Consider the following 19,454-nt stretch of genomic DNA (forward strand, 5'->3'; position numbering starts at 1 on the left):
CTTCAGGCTCGTTTCTTCCTCGGCGTCGTCGACTTCGACGAGCCGGCCTTGGAGGCGTTCGACTTCGCTTCGTCCACACTGCGCTGCAGTGCGGCAACGAGGTCGACCACCTCTGCATCGGTGCCCTCTTGGTCGACCTCGGCGGCGGGGATGACCTTCTTGCCGCCGTTCTCGATCATCTCGTCGAGCAACTGCCGCAGTTGGAGCTGGTAGTCGTCGGTGAACTCGGTCGGATCGAAATCGCCCGCCATGCTCTCGACGAGCGTCTGCGCCATCTTCAGTTCCTTGGCCTTCGGCTTCTCCACGTCGTCGAGTGAAGGGAACTCTGCTGCGCGAACTTCGTCGGGCCACAGCAACGTCTGGATCACGAGGACGCCGTCGCGAGCGCGCATCGCGGCCAGGCGCGTCTTCTGTCGCAGAGTGAAATGCACCAGTGCCGTTCGATCACTCTCGGTGAGCACAGTCGAAAGCAGGACGTACGCCTTCGGCGACGCCGAATCGGGTTCGAGGAAGTAACTCTTCTCGAACAAGATCGGATCGATCTGATCGTTCGGCACGAATTCCAGCACCGGAATCTCGTGCTTCTCCGCGGCCGGGAGTTTGTTGAAGTCCTCGTCGCTCAAGATGACGCGCGATCCGTCTTCCGAGTCGTACGCCTTGTCGATGTCCGCGAACTGAACCGTGTTTCCGCACTCGGAACACACACGGTTGTACTTGATGCGGCCACCGTCTTTTGCATGGACCTGGTGAAATCGGATGTCGTGGTCCTCGGTCGCCGAGTACACCTTGACCGGAACGTTGACCAGACCGAAGGCTATCGAGCCTTTCCAAATCGAGCGCATGCCTCCCATGATGGTCGCCCCCAGCCGATTGCGCGAGGCAAACGCTCACGGTTGATCCCGAACCGTTGCGTCCGGGTGGGCCGGTTCGAGGCGCGGCGAGCGGGTATCCGCTCCGAGAATCCGACTCGCACACCTGGGGGCATACTCCGATGAGTATCCGAACCTACCGTCGACGCGTAGCAGCAGCGCTGGCAATTTCACTGGTTCCACTGCTGTTTGCGCCTTGGCCCGCGAACGCAGATCCGGCACGCACCGTAACTATCAGCGTCCACTCCGATGCGATGGGCCGCGACATTCCACTCGAGGTGATCCTCCCCGCCGACACGAGCGCCCCACGGCCCACGTTGTATCTGCTCAACGGCGCCGGTGGTGGCGAGGACAGTGCAACGTGGGAAGGACGGACCGATGTCCTGGACTTCTTCGCCGACAAGAACGTCAACGTCGTGACGCCGCTGGAAGGAGCGTTCAGCTACTACACCGACTGGCAGAAGGACGATCCCGTACTCGGACGCAACAAGTGGCAGACGTTCCTCACTCGCGAACTGCCGCCAGTCATCGATGCGCAGTTCGGTACCAACGGGGTCAACTCCATCGCGGCGATCTCGATGACCGCGACCTCGGTACTCAATCTCGCGATCGCAGCCCCAGGGCTGTATCGGAGTGTCGGGGCCTACAGCGGGTGCGCGGAGACTTCCACCCAGCCGGGTCAGGACTACGTGCGACTGGTGGTCGGTGCGCGGGGTGGCGCTGATCCGACAAACATGTGGGGACCGTTCGACGGTCCGGGATGGCGCGAGAACGATCCCGTCGTGAACGCGGAGAAGTTGCGGGGGACCGAACTGTACGTCTCCACCGGATCCGGGCTGCCAGGTCCGCACGACAACCTTCAGGCGCCCGATGTGAACGGAAACCCCGGAGCACTCCTGAATCAGATCATCGTCGGCGGCATCATCGAATCCGCGGTCAACGGGTGCACACACGGATTGGCGGACCGACTGAACGCACTGGGCATCCCCGCGACCTTCGACTTCAAGCCGAGCGGAACCCACTCGTGGGGTTACTGGCAGGACGACCTCCACAATTCGTGGCCGATGATCGCCAGCTCGATGGCAGCGCAGTAGTCGGTGCGGATCTAGTCACCGGAGAAACGGCGCGCGCATCAACGTCTTTCTCACGTGCCACGGTGACGATCGGAACAGTGTTGCCATCACTTTCGCCGTCGCGGCCGCGTCCCGCCGATCGGAAAGGTATGACCGCTGAGCCTCGACCGGTAGATCGAAGAACTTGTCGAAGAATGTGGTGACTTCGCCCGAGTCGAGGGTGAGAAGTGCGTTCAGACCAACGCGGCGGAGAGCGGATACCGCCTTGGCCGAGCGAGGCCAGAGTGCCGCGTTCGGATCCTCACCGTCGGCGATTGCTTTCGCGACAGTGTCGGCCTCGGCGAGTGAGGAGGCAACGCTGTATCCGGTTCCCGGATGCATCAGACCGCCTCGCCCGCCGAACCGGAGGACACCGTCCGGGGACGAGTCTTTCGGGCCTTCGACCGCAAAACGGACTCGCTCGACCGGCGCGTCGTCGGGGACTTCGCAGCCCCGATTGTGAAGTCGGGTACGCAGACGTGTTTCGAGTTCGCGCAACCCCAACGCCGGCCGGCCGACGAGGCAGGTCTCCTCGAGGAGGACTCGCTCGTCGTCGAGCGGGACCGCGTAGAGAAACGAGGGAGTGTCGGCGTCGGAGGTGCCGTTGTCTGTTCGCCAGTCCATGAACCAGGCCTCGCTGCCGCCCAGAATCGGATCGGCCAGAGCTCGGTCCACGATCATTCCGAAGGCCGTCTGCTGCGCGGTTGTCACTGCCAGATCGGTGCCTCGGGCGTCGACGACGACGGATCCCGTCAGCTGCGATCCGTCCACGCACACGACGGTGGTGGTGGACAGTGTTTGAGCGCGTAAGCCTCTGAACTGTATGGATGTGTCGGAGAGAAATGATTGCAGTAAAGATGTATTCAATACGCAATAGATGCGATCAAGCGTTTTCTGCCCGCTGGTCCACACGCTCGGGCGTTCGATCCGGCTCGCGATCACCTCGCCCGGCAGCCACGACGGCAACTCGTCTGCCCACGCCGAGTACGTCGGCGTCCACACCCGATGAGGATGCGGATCGACAACGACAACAGTGAGTTGCCGGGCGATACAGCGCGTCGCGAGTGCCCGCCCCGCCGGCCCTCCGCCCACGATCACCACGTCGGCGGAGGAGTCGAGTGTGCTCATGATCGGCGCACTACATCGATCCCGTTGCGAGCAGACCGCCGTCGACCCGGACCGTTTCGCCGGTGATCCATGCCGCCGCGTCGGAGACGAGGAAGCCGACCAAGCCGGCAACGTCCTCGGGGGTGCCGAGCCGCTTCATCGGGTAGCCCGCCGACGCCTTGTCCTCGCCGGCAGCGACCAGTGCTGCCGCGAACTGCGTCTTGACGATCCCGGGAGCTACGGCATTGACACGAATCTTCGGTCCCAGTTGCCAGGCCAGTTCTTCCGTCAACCGGATGAGCGCAGCCTTCGACGCGCCGTACGCCGCGATGACGCCCGTCGACCGGATCCCGGCCACACTTGCCAGGTTCACGACGGCTCCACCGTGTTCGCCCATCCACGCCCGATGTGCTTGTTGGACGTAACCGAGGGCGGCAACCACGTTCACGTCGAAGATCTTGCGCACGGCGTCGAGGTCCGCCTCCATGAGCGACCCGAAGACGGGATTGATTCCGGTGTTGTTGACCAGAATGTCGAGCGAACCGAACTCGGCGACGGCGCGGTCGACGGCACCGGAGCGGGCCTCGGCATCGGCAGCGTTGCCCGCGAATGCGACGACCTTGCGGCCGTGCCCCAGATCGGACAGTTCGGATGCAGCGGCCTCGAGGGGCTCCGGCTTGCGGGCTGTGATCAAGACGTCGGCGCCGCGAGCGAGGAGTTCGGCGGCGACAGCTTTGCCGATTCCGCGACTTGCGCCGGTGACGATGGCGGCGCGGCCTTCGAGGTCGCGAGGACGGGTGCTGTTTTCGCTAGTCATGTCCCGAACGTTAGCGGACTCACACGCTCCTGGTCGGAACGACCGTCAGGTCACGGTAAAATCGATAGTTCTTGTGTCTGTAGTCAGGCATTGTTTACCCGTATTCGTCGTTTTTCCTGAGGAGTTTGCTTGATTACCGCCACTGACCTCGAAGTTCGTGCCGGTGTCCGCACCCTTCTCACAGCTCCCGGGCCTTCGCTGCGCATCCAGCCGGGCGACCGGATCGGACTCGTCGGACGTAACGGTGCCGGAAAGACGACCACTCTGCGCATCCTCGCCGGTGAAGGTGAGGCATATGCGGGAAGCGTCGTACGCACCGGTGAACTCGGATACCTCCCGCAGGACCCCAAAGAGGGCGACCTGAGCATCCTCGCCAAGGACCGGGTTCTCTCTGCCCGCGGCCTCGACACGATGCTCCGCGAGATGGAGAAGCAGCAGATCCTGATGGGCGAGGTGCTCGATCAGGAATCTCAGGACCGCGCGGTCAAGAAGTACGGCCAGCTCGAGGATCGATTCTCGGCCCTCGGCGGCTACGAAGCCGAGAGCGAAGCCGCACGTATCACCAGCAGCCTCGGCCTCGAAGACCGTATTCTCGGGCAGCCGCTCAGCACGCTGTCCGGCGGTCAGCGTCGTCGTGTCGAATTGGCGCGAATCCTCTTTGCCGCCTCCGACGGCAGCGGTGCCCGCTCGGACACCACTCTGCTGCTCGACGAGCCCACCAACCACCTCGACGCCGACTCCATCACCTGGCTGCGTGGATTCCTCCAGAACCACGAGGGCGGACTGGTGGTCATCAGTCACGACGTCGACCTGCTCAACGACGTCGTCAACCGAGTGTGGTTCCTCGATGCCGTCCGCGGTGAGGCCGACGTCTACAACATGAACTGGAAGAAGTACCTCGACGCTCGTGCCACTGACGAGCAGCGTCGTCGCCGCGAGCGCGCGAACGCCGAGAAGAAGGCCGGTGCGCTGCGGATTCAGGCTGCGAAGATGGGTGCCAAGGCAACCAAGGCCGTCGCGGCTCAGAACATGGCCAAGCGAGCCGACAAGTTGATGGCGAACCTCGATGCAGAACGTGTCTCGGACAAGGTTGCGCGGATTCGTTTCCCCGAGCCCGCCGCTTGTGGCAAGACTCCGCTGATGGGCAAGAACCTCACCAAGGTGTACGGCTCGCTCGAGATCTTCACCGGTGTCGATCTCGCGATCGATCGTGGGTCTCGTGTGGTTATCCTCGGACTCAACGGTGCAGGTAAGACCACACTGCTCCGCATCCTCGCGGGCGCGGAGAAGGCGGACGCGGGTGAGCTGATCGCCGGTCACGGACTCAAGGTCGGCTACTTCGCTCAGGAGCACGACACCCTCGACGACGACGCGTCCGTGTGGGAGAACATCCGCCACGCTGCGCCGGATACAGGGGAGCAGGAACTGCGTTCTCTGCTCGGTGCCTTCATGTTCACCGGCCCACAGCTCGAACAGCCGGCCGGAACGCTCTCGGGTGGTGAAAAGACGCGTCTGGCTCTGGCCGGTCTGGTGTCGTCCGCTGCCAACGTTCTGCTTCTCGACGAGCCCACCAACAACCTGGACCCGATCTCACGCGAGCAGGTGCTCGACGCGCTCCGCAGCTACACCGGTGCCGTCGTCCTGGTCACCCACGATCCGGGCGCTGCCGAGGCACTCAACCCCGAGCGAGTCATCCTCCTGCCCGACGGCAACGAGGACCACTGGTCGCAGGAATACCTCGAGCTGATCCAGCTCGCCTAACCCCCTGTGAGTGGTTAGGGAGTCCCCGCACTCCTCAACCACTCACAGGGGCGAAGCCCCTCAATCTCGCCGCCGCACCGATTCCTCGACCAGATCGAGAACCGCTGACAGGTTGTCGACGCCGTGGCCGGAGGCGATTCTCGCGACCAGGCCGTCCATCACCAGATCCAGATACCCGATCAGAATCTCGGTGGGAACATCGTCACGGAGCCGCCCGGCCGATTTCTGCCTGGCGAGGCGCGCACTGGTCGCTTCCGTCAGTTCTACGGAGCGCTGTGACCACTTCTCGCGGAAGTCGGCGTCGTTGCGCAGTCGACGCGCTATCTCCAGTCGCGTTCCCAGCCAATCGAATTGATCGGGCTGCGCGAGCATGTCCCGCATGACCTGGACAAGGCCCTCTTCGGCGACGACATCTGCCATCCGGCTCGCATCCTCGCTTGCGAGAGCGAGGAACAGGCCGTCCTTGTCCTTGAAGTGATGAAAGATCGCTCCTCGGGACAAACCGGTGACTTCTTCGAGACGGCGAACTGTGGCGCCGTCGTAGCCGTATTCCGCAAAGCAGCGGCGGGCGCCGTCAAGGATCTGACTGCGCCGTGCCGCGAGATGGTCTTCACTGACCTTGGGCACGTTGTTGTCCTCGTCTCGCGCTTTCTTTGTGCTCTGAACGCACGTGGCGGACTCAGCACCTCGCTGAGTCCGCCACGTGGGTTAGAGCAGGGCTCGGTTGACTAGCCCCGGATCATGTTGCGAAGCACGTACTGCAGGATGCCACCGTTGCGGTAGTAATCCGCTTCGCCGGGGGTATCGATGCGTACGACTGCGTCGAACACGACCTTCTCGCCGTTCTCGCGCGTCGCCGTGACCTTCATGGTCTTCGGGGTGACGCCCTCGTTGAGCTTCTCGACGCCTTCGATGTCGAAGGTCTCGGTGCCGTCGAGCTTGAGCGAACCTGCGGACTCGCCGACCGGGAACTGCAGCGGGACAACGCCCATGCCGATGAGGTTGGAGCGGTGGATGCGCTCGAACGACTCGGTGATGACGGCCTTGACGCCGAGCAGGCTGGTGCCCTTGGCTGCCCAGTCACGCGAGGATCCGGAGCCGTACTCCTTGCCGCCCAGGACGACCAGCGGGATGCCGGCTGCCTGGTAGTTCTGCGACGCGTCGTAGATGAATGCCTGCGGTGCGCCTTCCTGCGTGAAGTCGCGGGTGTAACCACCGGAGACGTCGTCGAGGAGCTGGTTGCGCAGACGGATGTTCGCGAACGTTCCGCGAATCATGACCTCGTGGTTACCGCGACGCGAGCCGAGCGAGTTGTAATCCGCACGCTCGACGCCGTGGGAGTCGAGGTACTGCGCAGCGGGGGTACCGACCTTGATCGGACCTGCCGGGCTGATGTGGTCGGTGGTGACCGAGTCGCCGAGCAGTGCGAGGACGCGAGCGCCCTTGATGTCCTTGACCGGAGCCGGATCCATCGTCATGCCGTCGAAGTAAGGTGGCTTCCGCACGTAGGTGGAGTTCACGTCCCACTCGAAGGTGTCACCCTTCGGGGTTTCGAGGTTCTGCCAGCGGCTGTCGCCCGCAAAGATGGTTGCGTACGACTTGCGGAACATGTCCTGGTCGATCGAGGACTTGATCGTCTCTTCGATTTCCTGCGTGGACGGCCAGATGTCCTTGAGGTAGACGGGGTTTCCGTCGGTGTCGTTACCGAGCGAATCGGTCTCGAAGTCGAAGTCCATGGTTCCGGCGAGGCCGTATGCAATCACGAGCGGCGGGGAAGCCAGGTAGTTCATCTTGACGTCGGGGGAGATACGTCCCTCGAAGTTACGGTTACCCGAGAGCACCGCGGTGACCGAGAGGTCGTTGTCGTTGATGGCCTTCGAGACTGCCTCGGGCAGGGGTCCGGTGTTACCGATGCACGTGGTGCAGCCGTAACCGCCGAGGTAGTAACCGAGCTTCTCGAGGTACGGCCACAGGCCGGCCTTCTCGTAGTAATCGGTGACGACCTGCGAACCGGGAGCCATGTTGGTCTTGACCCACGGCTTGGTGGCGAGGCCCTTTTCGACGGCGTTGCGTGCGAGCAGTGCAGCACCGAGCATGACCGACGGGTTGGACGTGTTGGTGCAGGAGGTGATACCTGCAACAACGACGGCGCCGTGGTCGAGAACGAACTCACCGGCGTCGGACTTGACGACGACCGGCTTGCTCGGACGGCCTTCTGCACCGTTGGCAGCAGAGAGAACGTCGACCGCTCCGTCGTCGGCAAACGACAGAACCGCGGGATCGGAAGCCGGGAAGGACTCTTCGACGGCCTCGTCGAGCTGGGTGTGCTCGGTCGGGTAGTTCTCTTCCACGTAGTTGTGGATGTCCTTGCGGAACGCAGTCTTGGACTCCGACAACAGGATTCGGTCCTGCGGGCGCTTCGGGCCGGCGATCGAGGGAACAACGGTTCCCAGATCCAGCTCGATGTACTCCGAGAAGACGGGTTCCTTGTCAGGGTTGTGCCACAGGCCCTGTTCCTTGGCGTACGCCTCGACGAGAGCGAGCTGCTCGTCGCTGCGGCCGGTGAGGCGCAGGTACTCGATGGTCTCGGCGTCGATCGGGAAGATCGCTGCGGTGGAACCGAATTCGGGGCTCATGTTGCCCAGCGTTGCGCGGTTCGCGAGCGGAACCTCGGCAACACCGTTGCCGTAGAACTCGACGAACTTGCCGACGACGCCGTGCTTACGGAGCATCTCGGTGGCGGTGAGCACGACGTCGGTTGCGGTGACGCCGGGCTTGATCTCACCGGAGAGCTTGAAGCCGACAACGCGGGGGATCAGCATGGAGACGGGCTGGCCGAGCATTGCTGCCTCGGCCTCGATGCCGCCGACGCCCCAGCCGAGCACGCCGAGGCCGTTGACCATCGTGGTGTGCGAGTCGGTGCCGACACAGGTGTCGGGGTATGCCTGTCCGTTACGGGACATGACGGTGGGCGCCAGGTATTCGATGTTGACCTGGTGAACGATGCCCATTCCCGGGGGGACGACCTTGAAGTCGTCGAATGCGCCCTGGCCCCAACGGAGGAACTGGTAACGCTCGCCGTTGCGCTCGTATTCGAGGTCGACGTTGCGCTCGAGTGCGTCGGCCTGGCCGAAGACGTCGAGGATGACCGAGTGGTCGATGACCATGTCGGCGGGGGAGAGCGGGTTGACCTTGTTCGGGTCGCCGCCGAGGGTGGTGACGGCCTCACGCATGGTGGCGAGGTCGACGATGCAAGGAACGCCGGTGAAGTCCTGCATGATCACGCGGGCAGGCGTGAACTGGATTTCGATGCTCGGCTCGGCTGAGGGATCCCAGCTCGCGATTGCGCGGATGTGATCCGCGGTGATGTTGGCACCGTCTTCGGTGCGGAGAAGGTTCTCGGCGAGAACCTTCAAGGAATAGGGCAATTTCTCGGTGCCGGGGACGGCCGAGAGGCGGAAGATCTCGTAAGAGTTCTCACCGACCTCGAGGGTTCCCTTGGCTCCGAATGAATCGATACTGGTGCTCACGTCTGCTCCACTCGTCTATGAGGGTCGCTACCGACGGGGCTGTGTCGGCAGCTGAAGCGAGGTACTTCGGCCGGGAAGACCCTCCGTAGCTCACGCCAATCGCACAGTTCGCGTGAGAACTGTCCGAACATCGGAGCTGCAGTAGAACCTGTCCTGACCGGTGGTACCTCTTGGTCCAAGTCTAACAGTACGCTTGTCCTGTGAGAATTCAGGGCAAGTTGACCGAAACAATCTTCATGCAGACTGCGGGCCTGCGCAACGCAGGCTTGGCTGGGTGACCACACCCACAGTTACCGCTCGGGCGGCACGCGCGGCGGTTGCGTGTGACGCCTGGTGGCAGTCGACCTGAAGTAGGCTGCATGCAGGCCCGTCGCGGGTCGGCCGCCGAAAAACGACCTCGGAAGAACTCCCCGCATCTCAGCGGTGGACGGAATCCGAACAGCACCCGGATGAGAGATGTCTGCTCCTACCAATCACGCTTTTGCGCCTGTGCACGTGAAGTCCCCGTTGCACGTCGCTGTTCCGTCGGATGTCGATCTCGACGACGTGCTCGCGGACCTTTCGACGGACGGCGTCTCCGCCCCGGAGTCCGATGTTGTGGGGCTGACTGCGGTGGTGACCGACGCCCGTGAACGTGGTGTCGACTTGAGCGTCGTGGTGGTCGACGCAAATCCGGGCCGGCCGTCCGATCTTCGCGACCTGGCCACGACGGTCGGCAAAACCGAAGGCGGCACGGTTCTCGTTCTGAGCCCAGACTGGATGGGTAGCTACAGCGACTCGATCAGTCGCGTGCAGCTCGAAACCGCGCAGGACCGATCTTTCGGAGAAAGCGCGAGCGTGACCGCGGACCGCTTCTCGCACGAGATCGTGGCGCCGGGTCCGCCGTGGACGCTTTACACGGTCCTTGTCATCGCACTGGTTGCGGTTATTGCCGGAATTACCTTTGCCGTCAAGTGGCGGCGAGAGCCGGAAAACGCGCAAACCAGACATGTCGCCTCGACTTCAGAAACGGCGACATCTTCCGACCACCGGGCCGATTCCGTCTGACCTTGGTCCTTTTGCGAGATTTTCAGTAACTCGTCGAAAACAGGTACTCACCGTTGTTTGCGGTGAGTACCTGCCCTTTTTGGTACCTGCATGCCATTCGACCAGCTCAAATACCGTTTGTGTTATTTGTGGCTAAAGTTTCCAAAGAACGCTTGAGTGTCGTACGGTACAACTGGCACTTTTTGGGGAAGAAGTGTCGCAGACAGGCTGATGTTGTTCGACGCGTACTTGTCGGTTGCCTTGTTCTCGAGGTGTCGACGGTGGCGTTCGTACGGCACGTCCAGGTCGACGAGCAGCTCTCGGGCTGTGGGCGACCGGTGCTTGGTCTGCGCATTCCCTCCCCGCACGGATCGGCGACCCAGCGGGCCGTGGCGTTACACGCGAGGGAGAGTTATTTGTGAGGCAAGTAACACGTGGCGGCGAGTCCCGTCGTGGTCCTTCCCGTAAGTCGATGCGCCTGGCGCAACTGGTCATCGGATTCGGCGTTGTCGGGTCCCTGATCGTCGGTACGCCCGCCATGTCCTCGGCCGTACCACCGCCGCCGCCGAATCCGAGTGACTCGGACATCGCTGCGGCCGATTCGCAGGTCTCGTCGAGCGTCGGCACCGTCAGCGCGCTCATCAATCAAGTCGCATCGGCCAACGAACAGTTGTCGGCACTCGACAACGAAGTTGCGATCAAGCGTGAAGACGTCAACAAGACGCTCGTGGATCTGCAGAACGCTCGCGGCGCCGCAGACACCGCAGCGCAGGCCGTCGGCGTCACCAAACAAGCTCTTAAGGACGCGTCGGCGCAGATCGAGGTCGCTCAGACGGACTTCGACAAGTACGCACGCTCGAGCTACGTCAAGGGCACCAACACCGCGTCCATCTCGTCGTTCCTCGACGCCAAGGGCCCGGGCGATGTCCTCGACCGCGCGCAGGTCCTCAAACTGCTCGCCAATACGCAGAGCGCAGTGCTTGACGGTCTCCAACGAGCACGTACCGAGCAGGCGAACAAGGACTCCGCGACCCGCCAGGCAAAGCAGCAGGCCGACGCCGCCGCCGAGGTCGCGGCACAACTGAAGGATCTGGCCGAGCAGGCGATTCAGATCGCGCGCAACGCTCTCGATCAGCAGGTTGCCAAGAAGGCCGCGATCGAAGCCGAGCGGAACTCCGCTCAGGCTCAGCTCGACGCCGCCCGCAATGCAGTCGCAGGTTTGCAGGGCCAACGCCAGGCGTATGCGACGTGGGACGAGCAGCGTCGCGCCGAGGAAGCTCATCAGAAGGCTCTCGAAGCTGCCGCCAAGGAAGCTGCCGCACAGGCTGCTGCCCGCGCAGCTGCCGACCAGGCCGCCAAGGATCGAGCTGCAGCACTGGCAGCGGCTCAGCGTCCGCACACCGCTGTGGAAGACCCGACTCCGACCGTCATCCCGGACGACGACGACACCTGGACTGACGAGGAAACCGGGACCGACGAGGAAACAGGCACGGACGAAGAGACCGGTACCGAAGAGGAAACGGTCACCACGCCCAAGCCCACCACCCCCAAGCCGACGACGCCGAAGCCCAGCACGCCGAAGCCTTCCGTTACCGGAAGCGCTGCAATCGAATCCGTCATCGACCGCGGAATGTCTCAGCTCGGCGTGCAGTACGCCTGGGGCGGAGGCGACGAAAACGGTCCGACGCGAGGCATCCGTGACGGCGGCGTCGCCGACAGTTACGGCGACTTCAACAAAGTCGGGTTCGACTGCTCGGGCTTGATGATCTACGCCTTCGCCGGCATCGGAATCTCGCTGCCGCACTACACCGGCTATCAGTACACCGCGGGCACGCAGGTTCCGTCTTCGGAGATGAAACGCGGCGACATGATCTTCTACGGCCCCAACGCCAGCCAGCACGTGGCGCTCTACCTCGGTAACGGGCAGATGCTCGAGGCACCACAATCCGGTTCGAGTGTCATGGTCTCCCCGGTTCGCTGGGGCGGAATGACGCCGTACGCCGTCCGACTGGTGTCCTGACCGTCAGAGGAAATGCCGCTGACACCCGCATTGTCAGGGAACTATCAAGTTCCCGACGTGGTGTTACGGCATCGAGCGCAACTACCTGGAATAGTTGACGGGGAACACGTTACTGTCGGTACTTTTCTAGGTGAAAGCGATGGATTCTTGGTGACCTCACGTGAAGATTCGGTCGGAACGGTCGACGTAAGCAAGGCGAGCGGAAGTGCGGACGGAGCAGCACCTTCCCTGGCAGCCGACGTTCAGACCTTGGAACGAGCGATCTACGAGGTCAAGCGAGTCATCGTCGGGCAGGACCGGCTTGTCGAGCGCATTCTCGTCGGACTTCTCGCCAAGGGGCACGTCCTCCTCGAAGGCGTACCCGGTGTCGCCAAGACGCTGGCCGTCGAGACTTTCGCGAAGGTCGTCGGCGGTTCGTTCTCCCGCGTCCAGTTCACCCCCGACCTGGTGCCAACCGACCTCATCGGCACGCGCATCTACCGTCAGGGCCGCGAGGAGTTCGACACCGAACTCGGACCCGTCGTCGCCAACTTCGTGTTGGCCGACGAGATCAACCGTGCCCCGGCCAAGGTGCAGTCCGCGCTCCTCGAGGTGATGGCAGAACGCCACGTCTCGATCGGTGGCAAGCGGTACCACATGCCCGATCCGTTCCTGGTGATGGCGACGCAGAACCCCATCGAGAACGAGGGTGTCTATCCGCTCCCCGAGGCGCAGCGCGACCGCTTCCTGTTCAAGATCCTCGTCGACTACCCGACTGTCGAGGAAGAGCGCGAAATCGTCTACCGGATGGGTGTGGCAGCCCCGGAGCCGCACCAGATCCTCGGTCCGGAGGAGTTGGTCAGGCTCCAACGCGTCGCCAGCAACGTCTTCGTCCACCACGCGCTCGTCGACTACGTGGTCAGGGTCATCGCCGCTACGCGTACGCCGCGTGAGGTCGGACTCGAGGACGTCGCGGGCTGGATCGCGTACGGCGCCTCACCCCGCGCGACGCTCGGCATCATCGCCGCGTCGCGGGCTCTCGCTCTCGTCCGCGGCCGCGACTACGTCGTGCCGCAGGACGTCATCGAGGTGATCCCGGACGTGTTGCGCCACCGCCTCGTTCTCTCCTACGACGCCATGGCCGACGAGGTGACTCCCGACGCCGTCATCGCCCGGGTGCTGCAGACCGTCGGACTGCCGCAGATCGCCGCGCGGCCGGTTCCCACCGTTCCCGGTCCGCCTCAGCAGGGCGCACCGCAGGCACCTCAGTTCAACGCACAGGGCACCGCGAATCCACAGGGCACAGTCAATCCACAGGGAAACGGCGCGCCGATCGCGACCGCTGAGACGATGAGTCGCCCGCAGTGACCGAAGGCCGCGACGGTGGCCAGGCGACACCCGCCGGATCCACCGGTTCTCCGCCGTCGTTCCGATCCGGCGAGCTCAGCGATCCCAAACTCACCGCTGCGCTGCGCACCCTCGAGCTGACGGTTCGTCGTCGCCTCGACGGTGTGCTGCACGGCGATCACCTCGGCCTGATTCCCGGCCCGGGTTCCGAACCGGGTGACGCCCGCGAGTATCAGCCGGGCGACGACGTGCGGCAGATGGATTGGTCCGTGACCGCGCGGACGACGCACCCACACGTGCGCCAGTCGGTCGCGGATCGTGAGCTCGAGACGTGGCTTGTCATCGACCTGTCTGCGAGTCTCGACTTCGGGACCGCCGGATGCGAGAAGCGCGACCTGGTTGTCGCCGCAGCCGCGGCGATCACTCACCTGACCAGCTCGGGCGGTAACCGCGTCGGCGCCATCATCTCGACGGGCGCTCAGACAACTCGAATTCCGGCCCGTGGTGGGCGCATTCACGCACAGGCGATGCTCCGCAAGATCGCGACGACTCCGCACGCTCCGGACGGGGTACGCGGTGATCTGGTCGGCGCGATCGAAGCGCTCAGACGCCCACAGCGTCGGCGCGGACTCGCGGTCGTCATCAGCGACTTCCTCGGGCCGATCGACTGGGAACGCTCGCTGCGCGCCATTTCGGGACGTCACGACGTGCTCGGCGTCGAGGTGGTAGATCCGCGCGACCTCGAACTTCCGGACGTCGGCGACGTGGTGCTCCACGATCCCGAGTCCGGCCGGACCAGAGAATTCACCACGACGCCGCAACTGCGCGCCGACTTCGCCAGAGTCGCCGCCGAGCACCGCGTCGAGGTCAGGCAAGCTCTACGTCGTTGCGGCGCACCGCTCATGTCCCTGCACACCGATCGGGACTGGATCGCCGACGTCGTGAGATTCATCTCGGCACGCCGACACAGTTATGGTGCCGGCGCCGGAACTGGGGGCGTTCGTTCGTGAGTCTTTCTCAATTCACCGCACCGTGGTGGCTGCTGTTCCTCGCTGTCATCGCCGCGTTGGTGGTCGGTTACGTACTCGTGCAGAAGCAGCGAGCCAAGCACACACTTCGGTTCACGAACTTCGCACTGTTGGAGAAGGTCGCGCCTTCGCGGCCCGGGCGGTGGCGTCATATTCCGGCGATTCTGATGGTCATCGCATTGGTGTTCTTCACCGTCGCCCTTGCCGGTCCGACGGCAGACAAGAAGGTCCCGCGAAACCGTGCCACGGTGATCCTCGTGATCGACGTGTCGCTGTCGATGCAGGCCACCGACGTCGAGCCGACGCGATTGGCAGCAGCGCAGGAAGCTGCGAAGTCGTTCGCCGACGGTCTGACTCCCGGCATCAACCTCGGGTTGGTCGCATTTGCCGGAACCGCTTCGGTTCTGGTGTCGCCCACCACGAATCGTGACGCGACGAAGGTCGCCATCGACAACCTCAAGCTCAGTGAGCGAACGGCGACGGGCGAAGCGATCTTCACCTCGTTGCAGTCGATCGACACGCTGTCGGCTGTTCTCGGCGGCAGCGATCAGGCGCCACCGGCGCGCATCGTGTTGCTGTCAGACGGTAAGCAGACCGTTCCCGAGAACTCGGACGATCCGCGGGGCGGATTCACCGCTGCCCGTCAGGCCAAGGACAAGGGTGTTCCGATCTCGACCATTTCCTTCGGAACGACATACGGGCGAGTCGAGATCGAAGGAGACCGAATCCCCGTCCCGGTCGACGATGCGTCACTGAAGGAGATCGCCAACCTGTCCGGCGGAAGTTTCTTCACGGCATCGAGCCTCGAAGAACTGCGCCAGGTGTACGACACGCTCGAAGAGCAGATCGGTTTCGAGACGACACGAGGCGATGCGAGTCGACCGTGGTTGGTCCTCGGCGTCGTGTTCGCGACCGCTGGTCTGACGATTGCCCTGGTACGCAGGCAGCGTCTGCCCTGATCGAGAGCAGTTCCGAATTGTCCAAATACCGCTGGTACGCGGCCCGCAGAGAATTGATAGGTTGATCGCCATGTCTACCCCTCCCACGACAGTGGTTTCCGAACGGACCGTCACCACACCGCGCTCGGTGCTCGTCACCGGCGGTAACCGCGGAATCGGCTTGGCCGTCGCTCAGCGGCTCGCCGCAGACGGCCACAAGGTAGCCGTCACGCACCGCGGTTCCGGTGTCCCCGAAGGGTTGTTCGGCGTCGTTTGCGACGTCACCGACACCGAGTCGATCGACCGTGCATTCAAAGAGGTCGAAGCGCACCAGGGGCCGGTCGAGGTCATCGTCGCCAATGCCGGCGTCACCGACGACACACTGATCATGCGAATGAGCGAAGAGCAGTTCACGAGCGTCGTCGACGCGAACCTCACCGGTACGTTCCGCCTCTCGAAGCGTGCGACCCGGTCGATGCTGCGCGCGCGTTTCGGACGCTTCATCTTCCTCGGTTCGGTGGTGGGTCTGGCGGGACAAGCCGGCCAGGTCAACTACGCCGCGTCCAAGGCAGGCATCGTCGGTATCGCTCGTTCCCTGACAAGGGAACTCGGCTCGCGTTCGATCACCGCCAACGTCGTCGCACCGGGTTTCATCGAGACCGACATGACGGCAGCACTGGGCGACGACGTGAAGGACAAGGCCACCGAGTTCATCCCGTTGCAGCGGACCGGAAAGCCGGAAGATGTTGCAGCAGTTGTCAGTTTCCTCGCCTCCGACGATTCGGCATACGTCTCGGGTGCAGTCATCCCCGTCGACGGCGGACTCGGCATGGGGCACTGACCCGCTTTTCGCACACACACCTTTCTCGTACGTCTGAAATCAGGAGGACATCTCATGGGCGGTTTGCTCGAGGGTAAGACCATTCTTGTCACCGGCATCATCACCGATTCGTCGATCGCGTTCCACGTGGCCAAGGTCGCGCAGGAGCAGGGCGCGAAGGTACTGATCACCGGATTCGATCGTCTGCGCCTCATCGATCGCATCGCCCAGCGCCTGCCGCAGCCCGTGCCGCCGGCAATCTCGCTCAACGTCCAGAGCTCGGAGGATCTCGCATCTCTCGCCGAGCGTGTGCGCGAGCTGGCTCCCGAGGGTATCGACGGCGTGGTCCACTCGATCGGCTTCGCTCCCCGCTCCTGCCTGGGAAGCCCGTTCATGGACGCGCCGTGGGAAGACGTGGCGGTCGCGCTAGAGGTGTCCGCATACTCGTACAGCGCACTGGCCAAGGCCTTGCTGCCAGTGCTCAACGACAACGCGTCCATCGTCGGAATGGACTTCGATCCGGCACGCGCAATGCCCTTCTACAACTGGATGGGTGTCTCCAAGGCAACCCTCGAGGCCGTCAACCGTTACGTGGCCAAAGAGGTCGGCGTCCGCGGCATCCGCTCGAACCTGGTGTCCTCCGGCCCGATCAAGACCCTGGCCGCCAAGGCCATTGCCGGCGACAGCACCGGTCCGGGCGCGGAGTTGGACAAGCTGAACACCGCATGGGACGGTGCTGCGCCCATCGGCTGGGACGTCGACGATCGCGAGCCGGTCGCCAAAACGGTCTGCACCGTTCTCTCGGATTGGTTGCCCGGCACGACCGCGTCGATCATCTACGTCGACGGCGGCTTCCACGCGATGGTCGGCTAGTAGCACCCCTTCTACTACACAGGTGAGTACCCGGGTGACCCCCGCCGAACGGCATCACGCAAGATTGAACTCATGACCGCAAGTATGGACATGCAGTTCGATGCTCTTCTCGTTTTGTCGTTCGGCGGTCCCGAAAAACCCGAAGACGTACGGCCGTTCCTCGAAAACGTCACGCGCGGTAGGGGAGTGCCACCGGAGCGGCTCGACGCCGTTGTCGAGCACTACATGCATTTCGGTGGAGTTTCGCCCATCAACGCGCTCAACCGAGACCTGATCGAACGGGTCGAAGGTGAGTTGGCAGCAGCCGGCGTGGACCTGCCCGTGTACTTCGGCAACCGCAACTGGCACCCGATGGTCGAAGACACCGTCGCCAAGATGCGCGAGGACGGTGTCCGCAATGCCGCCGTGTTCGCCACGTCGGCGTGGGGCGGTTACTCGGGATGTCGGCAGTACCACGAGGACATCGTCCGTGCCCGTGAAGCCGTCGGTGACGGCGCACCGACGCTGACAAAACTTCGCCAGTACTACGACCATCCGCTCGTCGTCGGCGCGTTCGCCGACGGTGTGCGCGCGGCCCGCGCAGAGTTGCCCGAAGCGACTCGCGATACCGCGCGCCTGGTGTTCACGGCGCATTCGGTCCCGAGTGCCGCAGACCGCAATGCAGGGCCGCCGGCAGAGGGCGGAAACCTCTACAGCCGACAGGTTGCCGAGGCTGCGAAGTTGGTTGCCGAGGCCGTCGGCGTCGAAGATTTTGATCTGGTGTGGCAGTCGCGATCAGGCCCGCCGCAGGTTCCGTGGCTCGACCCCGACATCTGTGATCACCTGGATACGCTGTCCGCCAAGGACGTTCGCGCCGTGATCGTGTGTCCTGTCGGTTTCGTCTCCGATCACCTCGAAGTGGTGTGGGACCTGGACACCGAGGCCAAGGACAAGGCGGCCGAACTCGGTATGGATTTCGTGCGCGCAGCGACACCCGGCCGCGATCAGCGTTTTGCGCAGCTGGTGCCCACGCTCGTTCGGGAACTGGCCGACGCCGAGCAGCCACTGCGACTGGGGGTCGAGCCGCTGCTCGGCTCGACCACCAACGGTCTCTCGTGTGCGGTGAACTGCTGCGCGGCCGTCCAGCGCCCCCGTTGACGGAAGCTTTCCGACGCTCAGGAGTTCGGCTGCTTCAGCTTTCCGCAGGGTCCCGGAACGGTGGACGTGCTGCGTGAGGTGAGGAGCGTCTCGACGATCTGTCGATCCTCGGGGCTCAGTGACGGGTCGATGTAGTTGAGCTTGGGCGCCCCCAGTTCGCGGACTCGCCCGGCGAGGGTCGCTACAAATGACACTCGTTCTTCGTCGTCGTCGTTGACGTCGTGGATCTGCAGCACTGACACCGGAAACTTGCGCAGCGTCACAGGCAGGAAGCGGGCGCCGAGCACATGGTCGACGTTGAATCCCGCCCACTGCCCCTGGTTGGCTTCCACGCATTCGGCGTCGGAGTGAATTGCGCTCTCGCCGATGTACTTACGGGCGGGGAGCATCTTCTTCGGTGCTAGTTCGGATGCACCTTGCTGCAGCACGGGAAAGTCGCCGTCCGAGTACAACCAGGGTTGGTTGGCCATCGAGATCAACCGGCCGGCGTCCAGATCCGGGAGATAGCGAGACTTGAGGAGAAACGCGACGCTGTCGACCGAGATGCCCAGCAGTTCGGCGGCCTTCTGTCGGCTCATCGCAAACGTCGGGGCATTCTTCGGGGCGATCTGGATCAAATTGACCATGCGAACTCCTGTAAGTGTTCAATGTTTGCGGGTTTGGTACAGCTGACATGACAATTCGCCGATTATCAACCTCTAGCTGATTTCCGGCTTGTAGATGAGTCGGTTGTCACCATCCGAGTTCACGCAACCGGGGATCTCCGATCCCGAAGTGGTGGCCGATTTCGTGGATCACGGTTCGGCGAACTTGCTCGATCACCTCGTCTTCGGTGCTGCAGATCGCACAGATGGCCCTGCGGTAGATCGTGATGCGGTCGGGGAGGACGCCGGCGTACGTGGTGGTTCTCTTGGTCAGTGGGATGCCCTGATACAACCCGAGCAACCCCGGTCGTCCCCCTTCGAGTTGTACGGTCACCGCGACGTTGGCCATCTCCGCTCCCAACTTCGGGGGCAGACTGTCGAGCGCCCGCTTGACCATGTCCTCGAACTGACTGTCGTCCACGTCGATCATCTGCCCATTGTGCGTG

Annotated in this window: 17 protein-coding genes; 10 read left to right on the top strand and 7 right to left on the bottom strand. The window is 63.5% G+C overall.

Annotation, left to right across the window (positions count from 1 at the left end; genetic code table 11):
• Positions 1-2: 2 nt before the first annotated feature.
• The gene (locus R4P70_RS23085) at positions 3-851 is read right to left on the bottom strand and encodes a Ku protein (protein WP_020907736.1); all 849 of its coding nucleotides are present in this window, start codon (positions 849-851) and stop codon (positions 3-5) included.
• 140 nt (positions 852-991) lie between these two features.
• Between R4P70_RS23085 and R4P70_RS23090 the strand changes: the two genes are divergently transcribed.
• The gene (locus R4P70_RS23090; RefSeq protein WP_317831971.1) at positions 992-1,963 is read left to right on the top strand and encodes an alpha/beta hydrolase family protein; all 972 of its coding nucleotides are present in this window, start codon (positions 992-994) and stop codon (positions 1,961-1,963) included.
• Between the two features lie 15 nt (positions 1,964-1,978).
• Here R4P70_RS23090 and R4P70_RS23095 read toward each other — a convergent pair whose 3' ends face one another.
• Together R4P70_RS23095 and R4P70_RS23100 are read right to left on the bottom strand one after the other, a co-directional pair.
• A complete protein-coding gene (locus R4P70_RS23095) occupies positions 1,979-3,109 on the bottom strand; it encodes a lycopene cyclase family protein (RefSeq protein ID WP_317831973.1) in 1,131 nt (376 codons plus the stop codon).
• Positions 3,110-3,119: 10 nt separating this feature from the next.
• Positions 3,120-3,905, bottom strand: coding sequence for an SDR family oxidoreductase (locus R4P70_RS23100; RefSeq protein WP_317831975.1), 786 nt, complete (start codon positions 3,903-3,905; stop codon positions 3,120-3,122).
• Positions 3,906-4,034: 129 nt separating this feature from the next.
• Here R4P70_RS23100 and R4P70_RS23105 point away from each other — a divergent pair, with 129 nt between their 5' ends.
• Positions 4,035-5,666, top strand: coding sequence for an ABC-F family ATP-binding cassette domain-containing protein (locus tag R4P70_RS23105; RefSeq protein WP_020907739.1), 1,632 nt, complete (start codon positions 4,035-4,037; stop codon positions 5,664-5,666).
• A gap of 60 nt (positions 5,667-5,726) precedes the next feature.
• On the opposite strand, the gene R4P70_RS23110 is transcribed toward R4P70_RS23105, so the two are convergent.
• Entirely contained in the window at positions 5,727-6,293 is a 567-nt protein-coding gene (locus tag R4P70_RS23110; RefSeq protein WP_003944970.1) for a TetR/AcrR family transcriptional regulator, read from the bottom strand.
• A gap of 101 nt (positions 6,294-6,394) precedes the next feature.
• Positions 6,395-9,196: an aconitate hydratase AcnA gene (gene acnA / locus R4P70_RS23115; protein ID WP_019748421.1), complete on the bottom strand. Its 2,802-nt coding sequence runs from the start codon at positions 9,194-9,196 to the stop codon at positions 6,395-6,397.
• A gap of 456 nt (positions 9,197-9,652) precedes the next feature.
• On the opposite strand from acnA, the gene R4P70_RS23120 reads away from it, so the two are divergent.
• From R4P70_RS23120 to R4P70_RS23155, 8 genes are all read left to right on the top strand, one after another.
• Positions 9,653-10,243, top strand: coding sequence for a DUF6676 family protein (locus tag R4P70_RS23120; protein WP_019748422.1), 591 nt, complete (start codon positions 9,653-9,655; stop codon positions 10,241-10,243).
• A gap of 451 nt (positions 10,244-10,694) precedes the next feature.
• Positions 10,695-12,242 carry an NlpC/P60 family protein gene (locus R4P70_RS23125; protein WP_029255350.1) on the top strand — a complete coding sequence of 516 codons (1,548 nt, stop codon included), beginning with the start codon at positions 10,695-10,697 and terminating at the stop codon, positions 12,240-12,242.
• Positions 12,243-12,392: 150 nt separating this feature from the next.
• The gene (locus R4P70_RS23130; protein WP_019748425.1) at positions 12,393-13,589 is read left to right on the top strand and encodes an AAA family ATPase; all 1,197 of its coding nucleotides are present in this window, start codon (positions 12,393-12,395) and stop codon (positions 13,587-13,589) included.
• Positions 13,586-14,578, top strand: a complete 993-nt coding sequence (locus R4P70_RS23135; protein ID WP_003944991.1) for a DUF58 domain-containing protein — start codon at positions 13,586-13,588, stop codon at positions 14,576-14,578. The genes R4P70_RS23130 and R4P70_RS23135 overlap by 4 nt, the downstream gene beginning before the upstream one ends.
• Complete coding sequence (locus tag R4P70_RS23140) at positions 14,575-15,555, top strand: VWA domain-containing protein (RefSeq protein WP_003944878.1); 981 nt, start codon at positions 14,575-14,577, stop codon at positions 15,553-15,555. The genes R4P70_RS23135 and R4P70_RS23140 overlap by 4 nt, the downstream gene beginning before the upstream one ends.
• 70 nt (positions 15,556-15,625) lie before the next feature.
• Positions 15,626-16,375 (top strand): 3-oxoacyl-ACP reductase FabG1, encoded by a 750-nt coding sequence (gene fabG1 / locus R4P70_RS23145; RefSeq protein WP_007727875.1) that lies wholly within the window; start codon positions 15,626-15,628, stop codon positions 16,373-16,375.
• Positions 16,376-16,429: 54 nt separating this feature from the next.
• Positions 16,430-17,227 (top strand): NADH-dependent enoyl-ACP reductase InhA, encoded by a 798-nt coding sequence (gene inhA, locus R4P70_RS23150; protein ID WP_003944803.1) that lies wholly within the window; start codon positions 16,430-16,432, stop codon positions 17,225-17,227.
• Positions 17,228-17,311: 84 nt separating this feature from the next.
• The gene (locus R4P70_RS23155) at positions 17,312-18,364 is read left to right on the top strand and encodes a ferrochelatase (RefSeq protein ID WP_021344248.1); all 1,053 of its coding nucleotides are present in this window, start codon (positions 17,312-17,314) and stop codon (positions 18,362-18,364) included.
• A gap of 17 nt (positions 18,365-18,381) precedes the next feature.
• Here the strand turns inward: R4P70_RS23155 and R4P70_RS23160 are convergent, their stop codons facing one another.
• Both R4P70_RS23160 and R4P70_RS23165 read right to left on the bottom strand, forming a co-directional pair.
• Positions 18,382-18,990: a hypothetical protein gene (locus tag R4P70_RS23160; RefSeq protein WP_020907744.1), complete on the bottom strand. Its 609-nt coding sequence runs from the start codon at positions 18,988-18,990 to the stop codon at positions 18,382-18,384.
• Positions 18,991-19,096: 106 nt separating this feature from the next.
• The gene (locus tag R4P70_RS23165; RefSeq protein ID WP_003944783.1) at positions 19,097-19,438 is read right to left on the bottom strand and encodes a metallopeptidase family protein; all 342 of its coding nucleotides are present in this window, start codon (positions 19,436-19,438) and stop codon (positions 19,097-19,099) included.
• Positions 19,439-19,454: the final 16 nt, after the last annotated feature.

Source organism: Rhodococcus sp. IEGM 1241 (assembly GCF_033142365.1).
In the GTDB taxonomy this organism is placed as follows: Bacteria; Actinomycetota; Actinomycetes; order Mycobacteriales; family Mycobacteriaceae; genus Rhodococcus_F; species Rhodococcus_F erythropolis.

Bases quoted from the DNA above. Each gene is read 5' to 3' on its own strand.
- R4P70_RS23085 (WP_020907736.1), bottom strand. From the start codon at position 851: ATGGGAGGCATGCGCTCGATTTGGAAAGGCTCGATAGCCTTCGGTCTG.
- R4P70_RS23090 (WP_317831971.1), top strand. From the start codon at position 992: ATGAGTATCCGAACCTACCGTCGACGCGTAGCAGCAGCGCTGGCAATT.
- R4P70_RS23095 (WP_317831973.1), bottom strand. From the start codon at position 3,109: ATGAGCACACTCGACTCCTCCGCCGACGTGGTGATCGTGGGCGGAGGG.
- R4P70_RS23100 (WP_317831975.1), bottom strand. From the start codon at position 3,905: ATGACTAGCGAAAACAGCACCCGTCCTCGCGACCTCGAAGGCCGCGCC.
- R4P70_RS23120 (WP_019748422.1), top strand. From the start codon at position 9,653: ATGTCTGCTCCTACCAATCACGCTTTTGCGCCTGTGCACGTGAAGTCC.
- R4P70_RS23125 (WP_029255350.1), top strand. From the start codon at position 10,695: ATGCGCCTGGCGCAACTGGTCATCGGATTCGGCGTTGTCGGGTCCCTG.
- fabG1 (WP_007727875.1), top strand. From the start codon at position 15,626: ATGTCTACCCCTCCCACGACAGTGGTTTCCGAACGGACCGTCACCACA.
- inhA (WP_003944803.1), top strand. From the start codon at position 16,430: ATGGGCGGTTTGCTCGAGGGTAAGACCATTCTTGTCACCGGCATCATC.
- R4P70_RS23155 (WP_021344248.1), top strand. From the start codon at position 17,312: ATGGACATGCAGTTCGATGCTCTTCTCGTTTTGTCGTTCGGCGGTCCC.
- R4P70_RS23160 (WP_020907744.1), bottom strand. From the start codon at position 18,990: ATGGTCAATTTGATCCAGATCGCCCCGAAGAATGCCCCGACGTTTGCG.
- R4P70_RS23165 (WP_003944783.1), bottom strand. From the start codon at position 19,438: ATGATCGACGTGGACGACAGTCAGTTCGAGGACATGGTCAAGCGGGCG.